The 18564-nt window shown below is 62.7% G+C and carries 16 protein-coding genes and 3 pseudogenes; 6 read left to right on the plus strand and 13 right to left on the minus strand.

Features of this window, described 5'->3' with window-relative positions:
- Positions 1–3 precede the first annotated feature (3 nt).
- On the minus strand, positions 4–3237 hold the full coding sequence (locus tag ACQ86E_RS29170; RefSeq protein ID WP_431202917.1) for an autotransporter domain-containing protein: 3234 nt from the start codon (positions 3235–3237) through the stop codon (positions 4–6).
- A gap of 46 nt (positions 3238–3283) precedes the next feature.
- On the opposite strand from ACQ86E_RS29170, the gene ACQ86E_RS29175 reads away from it, so the two are divergent.
- Complete coding sequence (locus ACQ86E_RS29175; RefSeq protein WP_431202918.1) at positions 3284–4345, plus strand: helix-turn-helix transcriptional regulator; 1062 nt, start codon at positions 3284–3286, stop codon at positions 4343–4345.
- 250 nt (positions 4346–4595) lie between these two features.
- On the opposite strand, the gene ACQ86E_RS29180 is transcribed toward ACQ86E_RS29175, so the two are convergent.
- Genes ACQ86E_RS29180 through ACQ86E_RS29205 form a run of 6 tightly spaced genes read right to left on the minus strand, consistent with a single transcriptional unit; the run spans position 4596 to position 9106 of the window.
- Positions 4596–5657, minus strand: coding sequence for an ABC transporter substrate-binding protein (locus ACQ86E_RS29180; protein ID WP_431202919.1), 1062 nt, complete (start codon positions 5655–5657; stop codon positions 4596–4598).
- Between the two features lie 5 nt (positions 5658–5662).
- On the minus strand, positions 5663–5986 hold the full coding sequence (locus ACQ86E_RS29185; protein WP_431202920.1) for a hypothetical protein: 324 nt from the start codon (positions 5984–5986) through the stop codon (positions 5663–5665).
- A 3-nt stretch (positions 5987–5989) separates the two neighbouring features.
- Positions 5990–6748: an ABC transporter ATP-binding protein gene (locus ACQ86E_RS29190; protein ID WP_431202921.1), complete on the minus strand. Its 759-nt coding sequence runs from the start codon at positions 6746–6748 to the stop codon at positions 5990–5992.
- Positions 6745–7554, minus strand: coding sequence for an ABC transporter permease (locus ACQ86E_RS29195; protein ID WP_431202922.1), 810 nt, complete (start codon positions 7552–7554; stop codon positions 6745–6747). Before ACQ86E_RS29195 ends, ACQ86E_RS29190 begins: the two co-directional genes overlap by 4 nt.
- Positions 7551–8324 carry an ABC transporter permease gene (locus tag ACQ86E_RS29200; RefSeq protein WP_431202923.1) on the minus strand — a complete coding sequence of 258 codons (774 nt, stop codon included), beginning with the start codon at positions 8322–8324 and terminating at the stop codon, positions 7551–7553. The genes ACQ86E_RS29195 and ACQ86E_RS29200 overlap by 4 nt, the downstream gene beginning before the upstream one ends.
- A complete protein-coding gene (locus ACQ86E_RS29205; RefSeq protein WP_431202924.1) occupies positions 8324–9106 on the minus strand; it encodes a FadR/GntR family transcriptional regulator in 783 nt (260 codons plus the stop codon). Before ACQ86E_RS29205 ends, ACQ86E_RS29200 begins: the two co-directional genes overlap by 1 nt.
- 157 nt (positions 9107–9263) lie before the next feature.
- On the opposite strand from ACQ86E_RS29205, the gene ACQ86E_RS29210 reads away from it, so the two are divergent.
- Positions 9264–10391: an iron-containing alcohol dehydrogenase gene (locus ACQ86E_RS29210; RefSeq protein ID WP_431202925.1), complete on the plus strand. Its 1128-nt coding sequence runs from the start codon at positions 9264–9266 to the stop codon at positions 10389–10391.
- Here ACQ86E_RS29210 and ACQ86E_RS29215 read toward each other — a convergent pair.
- A pseudogene (locus ACQ86E_RS29215) lies at positions 10292–10620 on the minus strand (hypothetical protein); the annotation flags it as partial. The gene ACQ86E_RS29210 and the pseudogene ACQ86E_RS29215 overlap by 100 nt on opposite strands.
- Positions 10621–10692: 72 nt before the next feature.
- Between ACQ86E_RS29215 and ACQ86E_RS29220 the strand changes: the two are divergent.
- Positions 10693–12315 (plus strand): ABC-F family ATP-binding cassette domain-containing protein, encoded by a 1623-nt coding sequence (locus ACQ86E_RS29220; protein ID WP_431202926.1) that lies wholly within the window; start codon positions 10693–10695, stop codon positions 12313–12315.
- A 42-nt stretch (positions 12316–12357) separates the two neighbouring features.
- Here the strand turns inward: ACQ86E_RS29220 and ACQ86E_RS29225 are convergent, their stop codons facing one another.
- On the minus strand, positions 12358–12891 hold the full coding sequence (locus tag ACQ86E_RS29225; RefSeq protein WP_431206588.1) for an REP-associated tyrosine transposase: 534 nt from the start codon (positions 12889–12891) through the stop codon (positions 12358–12360).
- A 130-nt stretch (positions 12892–13021) separates the two neighbouring features.
- Here ACQ86E_RS29225 and ACQ86E_RS29230 point away from each other — a divergent pair.
- Positions 13022–13896: pseudogene (locus ACQ86E_RS29230) on the plus strand (MBL fold metallo-hydrolase).
- Between the two features lie 132 nt (positions 13897–14028).
- Here ACQ86E_RS29230 and ACQ86E_RS29235 read toward each other — a convergent pair.
- The 3 genes and pseudogenes from ACQ86E_RS29235 to ACQ86E_RS29245 all read right to left on the minus strand — a co-directional run.
- Positions 14029–14721: pseudogene (locus ACQ86E_RS29235) on the minus strand (DMT family transporter); the annotation flags it as partial.
- Between the two features lie 217 nt (positions 14722–14938).
- On the minus strand, positions 14939–15187 hold the full coding sequence (locus ACQ86E_RS29240; protein ID WP_431202927.1) for a hypothetical protein: 249 nt from the start codon (positions 15185–15187) through the stop codon (positions 14939–14941).
- 116 nt (positions 15188–15303) lie between these two features.
- Positions 15304–16266 carry an alpha/beta hydrolase gene (locus ACQ86E_RS29245; protein ID WP_431202928.1) on the minus strand — a complete coding sequence of 321 codons (963 nt, stop codon included), beginning with the start codon at positions 16264–16266 and terminating at the stop codon, positions 15304–15306.
- 117 nt (positions 16267–16383) lie between these two features.
- On the opposite strand from ACQ86E_RS29245, the gene ACQ86E_RS29250 reads away from it, so the two are divergent.
- Together ACQ86E_RS29250 and ACQ86E_RS29255 are read left to right on the plus strand one after the other, a co-directional pair.
- Positions 16384–17061 (plus strand): nitroreductase, encoded by a 678-nt coding sequence (locus ACQ86E_RS29250; RefSeq protein ID WP_431202929.1) that lies wholly within the window; start codon positions 16384–16386, stop codon positions 17059–17061.
- Between the two features lie 119 nt (positions 17062–17180).
- Positions 17181–17384, plus strand: a complete 204-nt coding sequence (locus tag ACQ86E_RS29255) for a hypothetical protein (protein ID WP_431202930.1) — start codon at positions 17181–17183, stop codon at positions 17382–17384.
- 26 nt (positions 17385–17410) lie between these two features.
- On the opposite strand, the gene ACQ86E_RS29260 is transcribed toward ACQ86E_RS29255, so the two are convergent.
- Complete coding sequence (locus ACQ86E_RS29260; RefSeq protein WP_431202931.1) at positions 17411–18523, minus strand: HD-GYP domain-containing protein; 1113 nt, start codon at positions 18521–18523, stop codon at positions 17411–17413.
- Positions 18524–18564 lie beyond the last annotated feature (41 nt).

Below are 18564 nucleotides of genomic sequence, written 5' to 3' on the forward strand. Positions count from 1 at the left end.
CGATCACCATGCGTATCGCACGACGCCCTTGCCGGCGTAGGACCGCGTGACGTTCGAGAACTCGCCGTCAAACGTCGTCGCGACCGACCAGCCGTTGATCCACTTCATCTCGGCGGCTCCCGTGACGAGTGCGGCGTTCGCGGCCTGGGCCGCGCCGTTGACGACGAAGGACGCGCCGGGGAGGGCCTGGAAGGTTGGCAGCGCGTTGCGGTCCGTGTTGAAATTGTAGACCCAGGCCGTGCGGCCACGCAGGGTCAGGATGCCGTCCTCCATCGCGAAGGACTTGTCGGTGCGAAGGCCAAGTTCGCTGCGAGGCGCCGTGACGGTTCTGGCCGCGTAGCTCAGGGCAAATGCGTTGGATCCGGAATCAGCCTGCTCGGCGTAGGCCGGCAGATCGAAGGTGGTGAATTGTCCGGCCGCATAGGGCGTCCAGCCAACTCCCAGGCCGACGACGCGATAACCGCCCTCGACGCGGCCGGACCAGGCGTTGGCGTGGAACTGCGCGCGCAGGCGATCGAGGCCTGCGATCGTCACGGCGCGATCGGTCGTGATGTCCTGCCAACCATAAGCCAGAGCGGCGGTGATGTAGGCTGGGCCTACATTGTGCCGGATGAATCCACCGGCCTGGAAAAGGTCGGAGCGGCCGGAGCCGAGACCATTGACGCTGAAATTGGTGCCGCCGCCGGCTGGCGCAAACCCTGCGATGGTGTCCGGCGAGAAGCGATAGTCGGCGCCGACGGCGACGCCGTAGAGGCTGCTGCGGGTGCTGTTGGAGCCCACGCCGACGTTGCCGTCGGTGCGCTGCGATCCGCCAAAACCGGCTTCCCAGATGGACCAGCGCTGTGCAAAGGGCGAGGTCATTGCGGGCGCCTTCGTGGACATCGCCGCATAGGCGTCGCGCTCGCTGCCCGAACGCGATGTCGCCCGTTCGTCTTCGTTCGCAAAAGCATTCGGGCTACCCCCACCGCTGATCGGATTGCCGCGACCGGTGATGAAGGGATCTGAAAGCACGCCCATGAACTGGTTCATCGCATCGAAGGTCGATTGTTGCGAACCGGTCGCGACTTCGCCCGACAAGGTCGTGAGCGCATTGCCGAGGTTCGCGCCGCTGAGGCCGAAGAGGCTGCCGAACGCAGCGGGCAAGGCGCCGCCGTTGTTGAAGAACCCATTGATGCTTGTCAGGACGTTCTGCTGGTTCTGGTTGAATGCTTCACCATTGCCGAGCGTGGCGGTGAGATTCAGAATGACGTCGGTTGCGGTGTAGCTCAGGCTCTGGCTGAATCCGGGACCTCCGCTGACGCCGGTGAATGTCGTGCCGCCAAACCCGCCGAGCGCCGTGAGGATGGTGTACTGCCGAGTGATATAGCTGCCGGGCGCGAAAACTGTGTGCACAGTGCTGCCGGTGAGAGTTGCCGTGCCGCCGACCAAGGCGGTCGATGCCGCTCCTGGCGTAACCTGCACCAGGTAGATTGCACCGGACTGAAAAGCCAGATTGCCGAAGAGCGTCATCGAACCCGGCGCGGCCGCCGCACCGGGAGCGAAGATGCCGCCGCTGTTGATGGTGACATTGCCCAACGTCCCTGTGCCGCCCAGCGTGGCGCCTGAATGGACCGTCGTCATCGCGGGCGCCGTGAGGGTGCCGTTCACGAGAAGCTTGCCGCCGGCAACCACCACTTGCGCCGTCAGGTCCCCAACTCCGCCGCTCGGCTGATACACGATTGTGCCGGTGTCCGTCGACGAGCCGAATTGCGCAACCGTGTTGCCGCCCATGGAAACGGGACCGGCGATGGTCACTTGCGTTCCGGCTGCTGCGGACACGGTGCTGACAATGCCCGCGCCGAAGCTAACGGCGTTAGTCAATGTCCCGTTGAAATTGGTGCGAAGCGTGCCGTTAGAAAGCGATACCGGCGCCGCACCCAACGCCCCGCTGTTGTCGACCTGAAGGGTGCCGCCGGAATTCGCGATCACATCGGTGGTGGTCGCAATCGATCCACTCACCTCCAACGTCCCGAAAGTCACGGTTGTCGTACCGGTATAGGTGTTCGCGCCAGCCAGAACGGTGGTCCCGAAACCCGCGGCCAGCAGCGAGCCTGTGCCATCGATCGGTCCGGCGAGCGTCAGTTTGCGGGAGTCCTCGGAATAGATCGAATTCGTGCCGTCGAGGGTAAACGCCTGCGTGAGCGTGCGTGCAGACGTGGACGCGCCTCCATTGAAGCGAAAACTGCTTGACGACATCAGAACGGAATCGAGTCCGAGGCTCGTATTGCCCAGCCGGAACGTGGAGTTCTGCAGGTTCAACGTCGTTGCGGTGACGCCTGGACTTTTACCGATCGAGCCGCCAGCGGCCGTAAAATCGGAGTTCTCCAGGAAGAGACCGCCGCCCGTGGCTCCCGTCGTGAACGTCCCGTTCCAAATTACGTCCTGGACGGCGTTGGGATAATTCAGGTCGTTTTGGAACCTGACGCGATTCACATCGAAAACGGCATTGGAGCCGACAGTGATGGACTGTCCCTGGATCGAAGACACCGAAAACGCGAGGGTGCCTGCGGCATTGGTGCCCACCGCGCTCAGGCGGCCGATGATCGTGCCGTCGATCACGAACGTTCCCGCCTGGCCCGAACTGAGCCTATTCAGAACCTCGTAATTGCCGTTCCCCGGGGCGCCTTGAAACGTCGCGGTGTGGCCTGGAAACATGAATTGATTGTTGTTCAAAGCCCACGAAATGACTGCGGCAGGCGGGTCGATCACAGCGCCCGGCCCATTGACCGTGACCCTCTCGGTGTCCGGACCATCGGGATTTGCCCGGTTGTAGGTTACGCTGCCATCCTGAGTGCTGGGGGTCGCATTGAAGGCCTGGCTGTGCGCCTCACCTGCGAAGGCCAGTGACCCGCCGAGTGCGGACCCTAGCAGGCAGATGTGCCGGAACGCGGTTCTTCCCAGCCATGAAAAATGTCTATCGGTGAAACTAAAGGCAGCGATCATTTTCGATGGCATAAAGGACCTGCGGGGCAATCGGAGGAATGTGATCTCTTCGTATGAATCATCAGCATCTCCAGTTTGTTCGGCGAGCAGGCCGCAGATACCGGCATATGCCGGTACCGGCTGGATCGGCGCGCGCTTTTCTGGCGTTGCGGCAATTGAGCCACAGGCGAAAGTTGCGTCGTACTGCGATGAAAAAGACGGCAGCGGGTCCGGTTGCAAGGGAACCGCAACTTCGCTTGCGAGGCGAAAAGCCAATCGGCTAGGCTGAGAATATTGCGCCGCCCAATGACGTGGAATGATAGTGGAAATTATTGATCTCGTGTACGAGGCCGCCTTCGTGCCCGAGCTTTGGCCGAGGCTTTTGTCCGATCTCGCCGCAACATCCAACTCGGTCGGCTCGACCCTCTTCCTGTTCGGGGAAGCCGGCGGCGCCAGCGGTGTGACGCTCGACAATCTGCAGGATCTCCTCGGCAAATTCCTGGCCGAGCCTGACCTGCGTTTTTCGACGTCGGTCGTTCGGATGTGCGACACGAGACCAAACAGCTTCGTTGTCGTCGATGACTATCTCTCAGCCGCGGAAATCGAACAGGATCCGATCCGCCAGCACTTGCGGGCCCGCGGTATTGGCGCACATGTCTGCACGGCCGTGCTGATGCCGACCGGCGAACTGGCGATCTACGTTCTTCAGAAAGCGGCCGATGCGGGCTCTTACGAACCTGAGGAGATCGCGCGTCTCAACGCGCTGCGTCCGCATCTGGCGCGAGCCGGGCTGATCGCCGCGCGACTGGGCATCGAGCGGGCAAGGGGCACGGTCGCGGCCCTCGATACGCTCGGGCTCGCCGCCACGGTGTGCGTCAACGGAAAGGCGATCGCGACCAATCGATCGTTCCTTCAGCATTCCGATCTCCTCAACATCGGCGTCGGCGACCGCGTCACCGTTGCGCAGGGGCGGGCAAACGAGCTGCTGCAGGCCGCGGTCCGCGAGCCCGATGCCGCGGTGCGCTCGATCCCGATTGCCGGCACCGGTGATACCGAACCAGGCGTTCTGCACGTGATACCTCTGCTGCGCTCCGCCCGGGACGTCTTTTCCGGCGGGGATTCCATTCTGGTCTTCACGCCGGCCAGGCCAAGTGCGCTGGTTCCTGCACCCAGCCTGCTGTCGGGCTTGTTCGACCTGACGCCTGCAGAGGCCAAGCTTGCCGTGAGCCTGTCCGCCGGACTGACGCTCAAGGTCGCGGCAGAACAGAGCGGCATCAAGTTTGCGACCGCGCGCTCTTATCTCGAGCAGATATTTCGCAAGACCGGCACCGGTCAGCAAAGTCAGCTGGTGGCGCTGATGAAGAGCGCAACCGCCATTCGGTGACGTCGTCTTTGTGAGGTTCAGCTCGCGCCTTTCCTGTTTCGCGTGGGCGGCTTACGGGGCGGATTCCGTGCCCCGCCAAGCTTCCCTTCACGCCTGGCGTGGCCTATGACGCTGCAACGCAAAAATCCCCCGTCGCGATTTGCGCACAGAGCGGTTATGAAACTATGCACTCTGAAAAGCGCATACTTGGTGTGTGACCAGGAAGTTTGTTGCCGCGCACCAGCCTCAGGGCGCGCGGCAACACCTAGCTTCAGGGCTTGAACACGAAGCCCGGTTTGATTGCCACGTCTGCCGGAATGGGCTGCAGATCAGAAAACAGGTCCGGATAGGTATTCATCACGTTGAGGATGAATTTGGGCTCGATGTGTTTGTTCACGTCGAACACCGACTTGATCACGCCAAGCCGTTGCAGCGTATCCTGCGCCTTCCACAGCGCGCGATAGTTGTGGGCGGAAATGCGGCGGTCTACCTGCTGGACGTTGTACTGCATCGCGGTCTCCGCCACGTCGAGCTTCAACCCTGGAATCCAGCGCGTGCCGATCGCGGCGGCCTGCTTGGGATTTTTTCGCATCCACTGGTCGGCCTCCGACACGGCTGCCAGGAATTTCTCGACCGTCGCCCCGTTCTTCTCCACCCAGGGCCGCAGCGCGATATTGAAGCCGAGATAGGAGATGACATCGCCGCCGCGGATGACCTCGACGGCGCCCGGCACATCCTTCATGGCAATCACCGGTGCCGGATCCCAGCACACGAATGCGTCAACGCCCTTGGCAAGCAACGCCACGCTCATCTCCGGCGGCGGCGTATTGATCGGCGTCACGTCGGTCGGCGCGAGGCCGGCCTTCTCGAGCAGGCCGAGAATGTAGAGATGGTTGATCGTGCCGAATGAGGTTGCTATTTTTTTGCCCTTGAGACTTTTCAGATCGCCTTTGCCGATCCCGGAGTCACCGTTGGCAATGAGGGCGAGCGTGGCATCGGATCCAAGCTTTGTGGCGTTGCCACTGAAGTTGCCGAAGAACACCAGGTCCATGTTGCGCAGAATGGCACCGATGGCCGGCACGCCGGCTTGCACCATGTCGGTTTCACCTGCCTGCAAGGCATTGAGCGCATCGACGCCGGTTGCGTATGGGCGGGCGATTGTCACGTCGAGCCCGTACTTTTCGAAGAAGCCGCGCTCCAGCGCAATCGGCAGCGCCAGCATGTCCACCGCGGCCACCATGCCGACCTTGAGTTTTATGGGATCCTTGGCTTGCGCCATTGCCAGTGACGGCAGCAGCAACAAGGCGCAGAGCAGCATCGCAAGTCGTCGCATTCGGGTCATCCCCCTGGTTGAAGCGGCTCGATGCGCGTAACCCAGTAAGGCCGGGCGACGGTCGTCAAGTCCGCGCGTTTCACTCCTCGAACTTCAATTGATTTTTCTTGTGTTCCGGATACCCGGCCGTACGTCTGCATTAGCTGAACGTGGAAACGTTCAGGTTCGAACGGCAGCACGACGAGGATATTCACCTTGTCCGAGCCGCCGGCGAAGTTCGCGATCTTGTGCGGTGAGGCGATCGTCAGCCAAAGCTGCCAAGCCAGATAGCCAGCCGCCACAGCCATGAGGATGTGCGCCTTTCGCGATCGAAGGGCATCTTTCAACATGACTCACGCCGACCGCACGAGTTGAAGGACGCGTCCCGACAATTCCTTGAACCGCGCATCGTCGTTGAGCGCGTCCCATGATCGCGGCCGTGGCAAGTCCACGGGGATGTCATCGAGCACACGTCCCTTCGACAGCGCGACCACCCGGTTGCCGAGAAAAACGGCTTCAGCGACGTCATGCGTTATGAAGATGACCGTCGGACGCTTCTCCTGCCAGATCCGCGTCAGTTCTTCCTGGAGCGTCATTCGGGTCTGGGCGTCGACGCTCGCGAACGGCTCATCCATCAGCAGCACGTCCGGCTCGTTCGCCAGCGCACGCACCACGCCGACACGCTGCTGCATGCCGCCCGACAATTCGGCGGGATAGCGCCCGGCCGCCTCGGTCAGCTTTACGAGCTCCAGATATTCATGCGCGATCTTCTCGCGCTCGACCTTGCGGACGCCGCGCATCTTCGGACCGAAGGCAACGTTCTCGAGCACGGTTCGCCACGGGAATAGGGCAAAAGACTGGAAAACCACGCCGCGGTCGGGCCCCGGTCCCTTGACCGGACGGCCGCCAACCAGGATCTCACCGCCTGTGTGCGGAATGAAGCCCGCGATCATGTTGAGGATCGTCGTCTTGCCGCAGCCCGAAGGCCCGACGATGCAGACGAACTCTCCCTGTTCCACCTTCAATGACACATCATGCACTGCGGTGACGTTGGTCCCGGCATAGGGGTCGAAATACGTCTTCGACAGATTGCGGATAGTCAGATCCTTCATCGCGTCACCAGTCCCCACCGCTGTCCTGTAGCCCGCTCGATCGGTGCCAGTATCCAGCTATCGACGATGTACCAGAGAATTCCCAGGATGATCATGCCGAGCAGGATCTCGACGACCGATCCGGATCGGCGCGCGTCGAACATGAGAAATCCGATACCGCTGGTGCCGACGATGATTTCGGTTGCAATCAGAGCGCGCCAGCCATAGCCGAGTCCGTTGCGCAGACCGGTTACGATGTTGGGCAGCGCTCCCGGCAACACCACTTCCCACAATATGCGAATGCGCGAGGCGCCAAGACTTTGGGCAGCGCGATGCAACGTGATGGGGGTCGAGCGCACACCCAGCACCGTGTTCAAAACCACTGGGAAGATGACCGTGTAGACGATGACGACGGTAATGGTCGTGAGGCCATACCCGAACCAGATGACCAGGATCGGCAGCCACGCAATATCGCCAATGGCCTGAAAGAACAGTAGCAGCGGCCACAGCGCCGTGCGCGCGCTCTGGCTAAGGCCCACCAGGATTCCGAGAGGAATGCCGAGTGCGATGCCCCAGAACGTGCCAACGGCCAAGCGCACCAGGCTGTCCTGCAGGTACGCCGGCAGGATCCCCGTATAAACGAGCGATCCGAACGAGCGCACCACCTCCGCTGGTCCCGGCAGGAACGCGCGGGGAAATATTTGCAGCTCTGTGACAATCCACCAGGCCGCGATCACCGGAATGAAAGGCGCGATGGAACCGATCGACGGCCAGCGCGCCGTCAGGCGCACGCAGTGGCTCCAACACTTGAGAAGGAACTGTTTCATGCGCGCCGCACCATGCCCCAGCGTTCAATGGTGGCGCGCTCGATTGGTGCCAGGACCAGCCGGTCGAGTAGCAGCCAAAGCACGCCAATGACAATCATGCCAAGCACGATCACTTCAGTCCGATAGAAGTCGCGGGCTACAAACAGCATGTAACCAAGGCCAACGTTGGTAGCGATCATCTCTGCTGCGATAAGTCCGCGCCAGGCAAAGCCCAACCCCGTGCGAATGCCGGTGACGATGTTGGGAAGCGCGCCCGGCAGCAGCACTTCAGTCAGCATCGCCCATGGCCCCGCGCCGAGCGATGCGGCCGCATTGCGGACATGAATGGGAATGGTCGATACGCCGAGCAGGGTATTGTACGTCACGATGAAAAACACGGCATTGAAGATGACAAAGGTGATGGCGCCGAAGCCGTAACCAAACCAAAGCGTCGCAATTGGGATCCAGGCGATGCCGGCAAGCACCGAGAAAAACCTGAACAAGGGTGTCAGGAAACCGGAGACAACAGGACTGACGCCCATCGCAACGCCCAATGGAATGGCGATCAATAGTGCGAGCACTGTTCCGACGGCGACGCGCAGCAGGCTCGCTCCGATGTGCTGAACGAGGGTGCCATCTTGAATTCCCTCAATCCCGGCCTCGACCACAGAGGAGAGATGAGGAAACAGCCGAGGATTGACGTCGAAGTACGGGATGAAAACAGCCCATAGAACGATAAGCACCATAAAGGGAGCGCCGAACCAAAGTGCGGATGAGAGCCTGTGCAGCATCACGCTTTCCTTGGGCTGCGGGTGCCGCTCGTCCGCGCGGCTCGCCGCACCGCACCGGCATTTTTTCTCGCTAGCTTGGAGTGGGTGTAACCGAGGACTTGCTCCATGGCATGACGAGCCCTTTTTTCATCACCATCATCAATGGCGCGGGCAGTGGCAGCGTGGTTGGCAACATTCTCATCGAACCAGCCAGCGATGCTGTCGACGGCGACGACAAAGACCGCGCTCAGGATCGTGTCGATCGCGCCGCGAAAGCCCTGCAGCACCGGATTGTGCGTGGCGTCGAGAATGGCGAGGTGAAATGCCTTGTCTGCAGCCGTTGCGGAAGCCTGATCGTTCGACGCTTCCATCGCTGCCAGCGCCGCATTGATGCGTTGCCGGTCCTGCTTGGTGGCGCGCGTCGCAGCCAGCGCGGCAGCAGCGGGCTCGATGATCGAGCGGACTTCCTGAATAGCCAACAGCAATTCGCGGTCGGGTTTATCCGGACCGACCAGCCAGTTCAGGACGTCGCGATCGAGCAGGCTCCAATCGCGACGCGGTAATACGTGAGTGCCATGGCGCGGCCGTACGCTGACGAGCCCTTTTCCTGAAAGCATTTTGATTGCTTCACGGATGACTCCGCGGCCGACTCCGAACCGCGCTTCGAGCTCGTTCTCGGGCGGCAGTACCGCTCCAGCCGGGATGATCTCCTGGGCGATCTCGCGGCCGAGTGTCGTTAGAACCGCGTTGATGCGGCCTGGCTTCAAACGCTTCTCGGCGGATTTGATGCGCTTGGCGCTCAACGACTGCTCACTCCCCGACCGCGGCTCTAAGGCCTGCTGGCACGTTAGAGCCATACACCGACTTTATTGCCGTCGCAATCATCCGATGTTAAATATCCGATGAATAAAAACGTTTCGGCAGCGCAGCAAATTCGTCTTCGATTGGGAGGAGACAACCGTGTCGACCATTGGCTATCTGACGACGACGATATTCGACTTCGGCGCGATCAAGAGCTTGCCGAGTGAATTGGAGGCTCTCGGAATTCGTCGGCCGCTGGTTGTCACTGACGCCGGCGTACAGGCCGCCGGCATAGCGGCGCAGGTGCTGACCCACCTCGATCCGACAACCGTTTCGGTTTTCGCCGGCACTCCGCCGAATCCGACGGAGGAAGCAGTACGTGAAGGCGTTGTCGCCTACCGCGACGGCGGCTGCGACGGCGTCATTGCTCTCGGCGGCGGCTCGCCTATCGACCTTGCCAAAGGCGTAGCTTTGGCCGCGACCCACCAAGGGCCATTGGAGCATTACGCGGCGATCCGTGGCGGTGTCGGCAAGATCACCGCGAAGGTCGCGCCTGTGATCGCTATCCCGACGACTGCGGGGACCGGCAGCGAGGTCGGCCGCGGGGCTCTGATCAATCTGACCAATGGCTCAAAGCTGGCGTTGATCAGTCCATATTTGATACCCAAAAGGGCGATCTGCGATCCTGAACTCACGTTCGGACTGCCGCCATTGTTGACGGCGGCAACTGGCATCGACGCGCTAACGCATTGCATCGAAACGTTCCTGTCGCCGTTGGTCAACCCGCCGGCGGAAGCGATCGCGCTCGACGGTGCCCAGCGTGCATGGCACTTTATCGAACGTGCCGTCACAAATGGCGCCGACCGCGAGGCGCGTTGGGAGATGATGATGGCGGCGCTCGAAGGTGGGCTCACGTTTCAGAAGGGGCTCGGCGCCGTGCACTCGCTTTCCCATGCCGCCGGCGCGCTACGCTCGCCGACACTGCATCATGGCATGCTGAACGGCGTGTTCCTGCCGCACATTCTGCGCTTCAACGCGCAAAGCGTCGGGACTAAATACGAGAAGCTGAGAGAGATATTTTGCATTTCACGCGAATCCGACCTCGCCACAGCGGTGTCCGATCTCGTCCAATCGTTAAAGCTACCGGTAACGCTCGGCCAGATGGGTTTCGAGGCTCGGCATATTCCTCAAACAGTTGTCCGAGCGTTGGCCGACCACTCGAATGCCACGGCTCCGCGAAAAGCGTCTGCGGAAGAATTTGAGGGTTTACTGCGTGCAGCTCTCTGAGAGTCCGTCTGAGGTCGGAATGAACCGCCGCGGGTTTGCCGGAGGCCATCTGGTTTAAGTTCTGCCGCCATGGCGGGTTGTTCCAGCATGGCGTTGTAGCGTTGCCCGGCTTCGGCCGGCGGGATGTTGCCGATGGGCTCGAGAGCCGCCGGTTGTTTGACCAGTCCACCCATTCCAAGGCCGCGAACCCTACGGCCTCGAAGTTGCGCCATGGTCCACGCCGATGGACCCCGCCGGGCTTCCCCTGAGGGCCCGCATGGCCTATGACGCTGCAACGCAAAAATCCCCTTGAAAAGACCCCATGATCCGCCTCGACAACGTCAGCAAGCAAGCCGGCCACCAGATCCTGTTCATCGAAGCCTCCGCCGCCCTCAACAAGGGCGAGAAGATCGGGCTGGTCGGCCCGAACGGCGCGGGCAAGACCACGCTGTTCCGGATGATCGCCGGTGAGGAACTGCCCGACGAGGGGCAGGTCTCGACCGATCGCGGCATCACCATCGGCTATTTCAACCAGGACGTGGGCGAGATGAGCGGGCGCAGCGCCGTGGCCGAGGTCATGGACGGGGCGGGGCCTGTGAGTGCGGTGGCGGCCGAGCTGCACGCACTCGAGACCGCGATGGCCGACCCTGACAAGGCCGACCAGATGGACGAGATCATCGCGCGCTATGGCGAGGTCCAGCACGCGTTCGAGGAGCTCGACGGCTATGCGCTCGACGGCCGGGCGCGCGAGGCGCTGTCGGGCCTCGGGTTCAGCCAGGAGATGATGGACGGCGATGTCGGCAAGCTCTCCGGCGGCTGGAAGATGAGGGTGGCGCTGGCGCGCATTCTGCTGATGCGGCCCGATGTCATGCTGCTCGACGAGCCGAGCAACCATCTCGATCTCGAAAGCCTGATCTGGCTCGAGAAGTTCCTGCACGACTACGAGGGCACGCTGCTGATGACCTCGCATGACCGCGAGTTCATCAACCGCGTGATCTCCAAGGTGATCGAGATCGATAGCGGCTCGCTCACGACCTACACCGGCGATTACGAGTTCTACGAGCAGCAGCGCGCGCAGAACGAGAAGCAGCAGCAGGCGCAGTTCGAGCGTCAGCAGGCCATGCTCGCCAAGGAGATCAAGTTCATCGAGCGCTTCAAGGCGCGCGCCTCGCACGCAGCCCAGGTGCAGAGCCGGGTGAAGAAGCTCGACAAGATCGAGCGGGTCGAGCCGCCGCGCCGCCGCCAGACGGTGGCGTTCGACTTCCCGCCGGCGCCGCGCTCCGGCGAGGACGTCGTCGCGCTCAAGAGCGTCTACAAGGGTTACGGCAGCAAGCGCATCTATGACGGGCTCGATTTCATGATCCGCCGCAGGGAGCGCTGGGCGGTGATGGGCGTCAACGGCGCCGGCAAATCGACGCTGCTCAAGCTCATTGCCGGTGCGAGCGACCCGGATCAGGGCACCGTGGCGGTCGGCGGCAGCGTCAAGATGGGCTATTTCGCCCAGCACGCGATGGACCTGCTCGACGGCGAGCAGACGGTGTTCGAGTCGCTCGAATACGCGTTTCCGACCGCGGGGCAGGGCTCCTTGCGCGCGCTCGCCGGCTGCTTCGGCTTCTCCGGCGACGACGTCGAGAAGCGCTGCCGCGTGCTCTCGGGTGGCGAGAAGGCGCGTCTGGTGATGGCGAAGATGCTGTTCGATCCGCCGAACTTCCTGGTGCTGGACGAGCCGACCAACCATCTCGACCTCGCCACCAAGGAAATGTTGATCGCGGCGCTGGCGGATTTCGAGGGCACCATGCTGTTCGTCTCGCATGATCGCCACTTCCTGGCGACGCTGTCGAACCGGGTGCTGGAACTGACGCCGGACGGTATCCACCAGTTCGGCGGCGGCTACACCGAATATGTCGCGCGGACCGGGCAGGAAGCGCCGGGGTTGCGTTCGTAATGGAAATCCGTAGCCCGGATGGAGCGAAGCGTAATCCGGGAATCACTCTCCGCGTTCGCCAAATTTGCCGTTGATCTCGCCGGCGCCGCCCCAATCAGCGGGCAGTATGCCCGCGCGAACGTAGCGGTGCAGCGATGAGTACGGCCAGTCGATCGGCGATGCGACGAGACCGTGCTTGACGGGGTTGAAATGGATGTAGTCGGCGCAGCGTTCGAAATCGGTTTCGTCGCGAATGGTGTGCTCCCAGAATCGTCGCTGCCAGAGAGCGAACTCACCGCGATGATTGTGGGGGACCGGTGTGCCCGAAGCGACCACGCGATGAGTGAACAGGCTCTTGATCCGCTTCCATCGACCCGAGAAGTCTGAGTCATCCTCTGGCAGGGTCATGATTACATGCAAATGTTCGGGCAGGATCACGATTGCATCGATAGTGAATGGGCTTTCGAGGCGCGTCGCGCGAAATGCGCCGCGCAGCTTTTCGACGTGTTCGACCAGCGCAGATGATCTTCGATCATACAGTGTCGCGGTGAAAAAGAAGGTCCCGCCAGGGACAACGCTGCGTCGATAGCGAACCACACTGGCACCTTCCCGGATTGCGCTACGCTTCATCCGGGCTACAGCCAGATCGAGAAATTTGCAACGAGAACGCTTGCTTGCGCGTGTCGAGCGCCCTCGCTACGCTCCCCAAAAAGGGAGCGAAACAACCATGAAGCAACTGCGGATCGGCGACATCACCATCGATGCGGTGATCGAGCGTGCGGGGCCGTGGCGGCGGCCGCAGGATTTTTCCCGGCTTATGACGAGGGCGTGTTCAAGCGCCATCTGCCGACGATGGAGCCGGAGGTGTTCGATGCCGCGCGCGGCATGATGGTGATCACGTATCAGACCTTCGTGGTGCGCACGCCGCGCTACACCATTCTGGTTGACACCTGCACCGGCGAGCACAAGGGCCATCCGCCGCCGTTCGACTTTCCCGGCAAGGAGCGCTGGCGCAACGAGCTGTTCGCGCTCGGCATCTCGTTCGAGCAGATCGACTATGTGTTCTGCACCCATCTGCACATCGACCACACCGGCTGGAACACGAGCTTGCGCGACGGCCGCTGGGTGCCGACGTTTCCGAACGCGAAATACGTCTTCCACAAGGGCGAATACGCGGCCTGGGAGGCTGAGAACGCCAAGGGCAATAACCCACCCGGGACCGTGTTTCGCGACAATTGCCTGCCGATCGTCGAGGCGGGGCAGGCGCTGCTGGTCGACGATGATTACGCGCTCGACGACACCGTGACGCTGACGCCGACGCCGGGACATTCGCCGTGCCATTGCTGCGTGAACATCTTTTCGAACGGCCAGCGCGCGGTGGTCGCGGGCGACCTCATGCATCACCAGATCCAGTGCCGCGAGCCGGACTGGTCAGCGAAACCGGATTGGGACGCAAAGCAGTCGGCGGTGTCGCGGCGGAAGTTCTTCGCCTCGGTGGCGGATACCGACACGCTGATCCTGCCGATCCATTTTCCGGCGCCGACGGTCGGGCTGATCAAGCCGCTGGACGGGGCGTTCGACTACCGGTTCAAGCGGCATTGAAGCGCGAACATCCACGTCAACGCTTGCTGCGCTGCGCGAGCACCAAAGCGATGCCGCCGAGGATCGCGGGGAGGCGAGCAGCAAGCGGAGCGTGACCGGCTCGGCCAGGAACAGCGCGCCGCCGATCGCGGCGATGGCGGGGACGGAAAGCTGGACGGAGGCCGCGCGGGCCGCGGTCAGGTATCGTAGCGTGACGTACCACATGACATAGCCGAGCCCCGAGGCCACCGCACCCGATGCGATGGCGTAGGCGAGCCCGGTCGGCGTGACATGGAGATCGGAGAGCTGCGAGAGGTTTACCGCGCCGGCAAGCGGAAGACAGCAGAGGAAATTGATGGCGTTGGCCTCGATCGGATGGTCGACGCCCCGCGCCGATAGCGAGAACACGCCCCAGGCGATTCCCGACATGGCGATCAGGACCGCGCCGACGGGATCGGGCGCGCTGACACCCGGCAGCACCAGGTAGATGAGGCCGAGACCTGCGATCGAAAGCCCGGTCCAGCCGGCTGCCGAGAACCGCTCTCCCTCCCGCAGCGCAACACAGAACATGGTGAGCTGCACGGCCGTGAACAGGATCAGCGCGCCTGTGCCTGCCGGCAATCGGACATAGGCGAACGAGAAGCAGATCAGGTAGACGAACAGAGCGGCCACCGACCTGACCTTGGCATAGGCAAATGACGGCAGATGCCCGTAGCGTTGCCAGACCACCAGCGCGAGAATTGCGACCGCCGCAAGCACCCGCACGGTCGTAAAGCTCGCGGGATCGATCAATCCGGGTCCGAGCGCAAGACGGCAAAGCAGTGAGTTCGCCGCAAAGCAAATCATCGTCGCGGTCGTGAGTACAGCCGCCTGTGTGGTTTGCGAACTTGTGGTGATCAAGTCGGGATACTCGCCAGTCGCGATCCCTGCGCCGGCGCAGGAAGCTGAAGTCGCAAAGGCATCGAAGCGGCTAAATCGGAGAAGAGAAACAGCAAATCGGGCTCGATACGGTCTCGATCGAGCCCGACGTCTTTCGAAGAGTCCTGAAGATCTGTACGGACGCTTACGCGCCCATTTCGCACTTCTTCATGAAGCTGTTCTTGGCGGCGCCCGCGAGCGGCTTGCCGTCGGCGCTGACGGCCTTGGGCGTGCAGGCGTCTTCCTTGCACTTCTTCATGAACGACGTCTTGGCCGCGCCGGCGAGCGGCTTGCCGTCCTTGCTGACGGCCTTGCTCGCGCAGGTGTCATCAGCGAGGGCCGAGCCCGCCGCAAAGGTGGCGACGATCGCTGCGAGAAAAATCCGCTTCATCATGGGTGTCTCCTTGGAGAAAAATTTGCCAGCGGATAGGAGCCGCGAATCGTGGCGCAATCAAGCAGGATCGCGATCCACCATCGGGCCGATCGCAGAGTTTTCTATTCAGCCGCGGTTCAGAGTCCGCGCGCCAGCAACGCCTTGAAATCGGCCCGCGCGCGCTGCGCCTCGGCGCGCGCCACCTCGGAGGCCTCGCCAAGGCCGAAATAGCCGTGGATCAGGCCGGCGCCTTCGTGATGCTTGACCTGCACGCCGGCCGCCTCCAGCGCCTTCGCATAGGCGGCGCCTTCGTCGCGCAGGGGATCGAACCAGGCGGTGGTCACGATCGCAGGCGCGACGCCGTTGAGCGATGCGGCGCGGAGCGGCGAGACGCGCCAATCGGCGGCATGAGCGGGATCGGCGAGATAATGGCCGGAAAACCACTCCATCACCGCGCGTGACAGGAAGTAGCCGTCGGCATTCTCGCTGCGCGATGGAAAGCGCGCGTTCTCGGCGGCATCCGCGTAGCTGCCGACCACGTCGGTCACGGGATACACCAGCAGTTGCGCGGCGAGCTTGATGCCGGCATCGCGGCAGGCGATCGCGGTGGCGGCCGCAAGATTGCCGCCGGCGCTGTCGCCGCCGACTCCAAGCCGTTTGGCATCGCCGCCAAATTCCGCGACGCGGGTGAAGACGTCGCGCGCGGCAGCGAAGGCGTCCTCGAAGGCGCCGGGAAAGCGCGTTTCCGGTGGACGGCGATAATCGACGGAGACGACGACGGCGCCGGTCTCGATCGCAAGATTGCGCGCCTGCCGGTCATGGGTTTCGAGATCGCCCGCGACCCAGCCGCCGCCATGGAAGAACACCACGGTCGGCGCGGGCGTGGTGCCGACCCGGTAGACGCGCGCATCGAGCGGTCCGGCGCCGCCCTTGACCTTGATATCCGCGACCGCGTCGACGGGCGGCGGCGGCACGGCAGCGCGCGCAGCAGCCAGTGCGCGCAAGGCATCGCGGGCGCTCTGTGGCGTCATAGTGGTGGGATCGCGCAGCGGCAGCAGCGGGATGATCTGGGCAATGACGGGGTCGAGCGGCGCGGGCATTGCTGTGTCCTCTCCGGGGTTCTTGGTCTTGCTTGCGGGTTAGCATAGATTTTGCGCGTCGCATCGGCAACCGGCGGCCTGTCGCCATGTCGTCGATTGAACAGGGGAGATATTGAGGTGGAATTCGAAACGCTGGTCCAGTCGCGCCGCAGCGTGCGCGGTTTCAAGCAGCAGCAGATATCCCGCGACGTGGTGGAGGCGATCATCGAGAGCGCCAAGCGCGCGCCGTCGTCGATGAACACCCAGCCCTGGCATGTGCATGTGCTCACGGGCGGCCCGCTGGAGGAGCTGCGCCGCCGCAACATGGAGGAGATGGTGGGCGGCGCCAAGGTCAAGCGCGACATCATCAGCCATGGCGAGTACCAGGGCGTCCACCGCAACAGGCAGGTCGACATCGCCAAGAAATTGTTTGGCGCGATGGGGATTGCGCGTGACGACAAGCCGATGCGGCAGGATTGGGTGCTGCGCGGCTTCCGTCAGTTCGACGCGCCGGTCTCGCTGGTGCTGACCTATGACCGCGTGCTCGATCCCGGCGCGGTGTGCCATTTCGATCTCGGCGCGCTCTGCTACGGAATCGTGCTGGCCGCCTGGGACCGCGGTCTCGGTTCCGTCATCAACGGACAGGGCATCATGCGCTCCGACATCGTGCGCGAGGTCGCCAACATTCCGGAAGACGAGGTTATCATGACCTGCGTCGCGATGGGCTATCCCGACGACAGCTTCGCCGCGAACGCGGTGCGCTCGGATCGCGAGGGCAATGACGAGTTCGTGCGCTATGTCGGCTTTGCCGACTAGCAGATCATTCTCCCGCGAAAATTTTTGGTGTGGGAGAGTGGCAGCCTCTTGCAATCTCGGTCGCGCGGGAGGAACAATATGCAGAGTGAAAGGTTTGTTGCTGGCGCGAGGGAATTGACATGCGGCGGCTGGCTAGCCTGGTTCGACGATTGTTCGGTCCGCGACTGCGGCACACGATCGATGATGATCCAAGTCTTCCCTTCACGCCCGAAGAGTTCGGCAGGCTGGTCCGCAGCGGCAGACGCGAGGACATGAAGCTGCTCGCGGAAGGCCTGGCCTGCCGGTCGATGCCGCGCCGCGCAAAATTCCGGGCGACGCATTAGGGCCAAATTCCAGACGGGGAGATCACTCAGCGAGTGAGCGCGACCTGTTTGAAGGCAGTCACGAGCGGTTTTTCCAGCTTCCCCGTCATACCGCAGAGGATGTTGTAAGCGTCCGCTCGTTGCATCGTCGGCTTGTAGTGCCGGTGCTCGATCAGCGCAGCGAAGATGTCCGAGATGGTGAGAATGCGGACCAGATCGTTGATGCTGTCGCCGCACAGCGCATCGGGATAGCCGCTGCCGTCGAGGTATTCGTGATGATGGCGCACGGCATCGAGGATCTCCGGGGAAATCTTGTCGTGCTTCTTGAGAAAATCGTAGCCGGCGACCGGGTGGGTCTCGATCATGGCGCGCTCGTCAGCATCGAGCCGGCTGGGCTTGTCGAGGATCGCGAGAGGAATCTGCGCCTTGCCGATGTCGTGGAACATCGCCGCCGTATACAAGCGCTCCATATCTGTCCGTCCGACGCCGAGACTCAGGCCGAAGTCGATCGCGACGCCTGTGACGAGCAGGCAGTGCTGGTAGGTTCCCTCGTGGTGGCGACGCACCGTCGTCAGCCACTCCGATAGACCATGCGCGGTGATGCGATCGGCGATCTGACGACCGGCTCCCTTGGTGCCATCGACGTCGAGGGGCTGGCCAAGGGTCACAGCCGTGAACATCGACGCGATCGCTGTTGCCGCGGTCTCGACGGCGTTGTCCGGTTGGGATGCGTCGCCCGACGAGGCAGACGCCGGATCGGCCAGCGACGCCAGCAATCTGATCCGGTTGACTGTCCCGGGCAGGACAAGCGTCGCGCCCAGCGCGTAGGCTTGCGAAACGGTTGCGTGAGAGTTGTGTTCGACAAGGAAGATGCGCTTCTTGGCCTTCGCCAGCGTGCCGGCCCGCTTCTTGATGGCCGCGATGTTGTCGACGTCGCGCAGCTCCGCGCGGATGACGATCGCCGACGGCACCTGCGTCAGCTTGGCGCCGACGTCGAGCCGCTCGCCCGCAACGATAAACTTTTCTTCGAGGATCGAGCAGACGCCCGACAACTTGTCGGACGTGTCCGCCAACACTTGCACAAGTGGGCGGGCCGTTTCGCACTCCCGGATTCCGCCGCCGCGATTGGCGGGGTGTTGCATGGTTCGCGCGTTCTGCACGGTCTGACCTGGATTTTGACTTTACCGAGTTCAACTCGTTG

This window comes from Bradyrhizobium betae (assembly GCF_050632175.1).
Taxonomy (GTDB): Bacteria; Pseudomonadota; Alphaproteobacteria; order Rhizobiales; family Xanthobacteraceae; genus Bradyrhizobium; species Bradyrhizobium betae_B.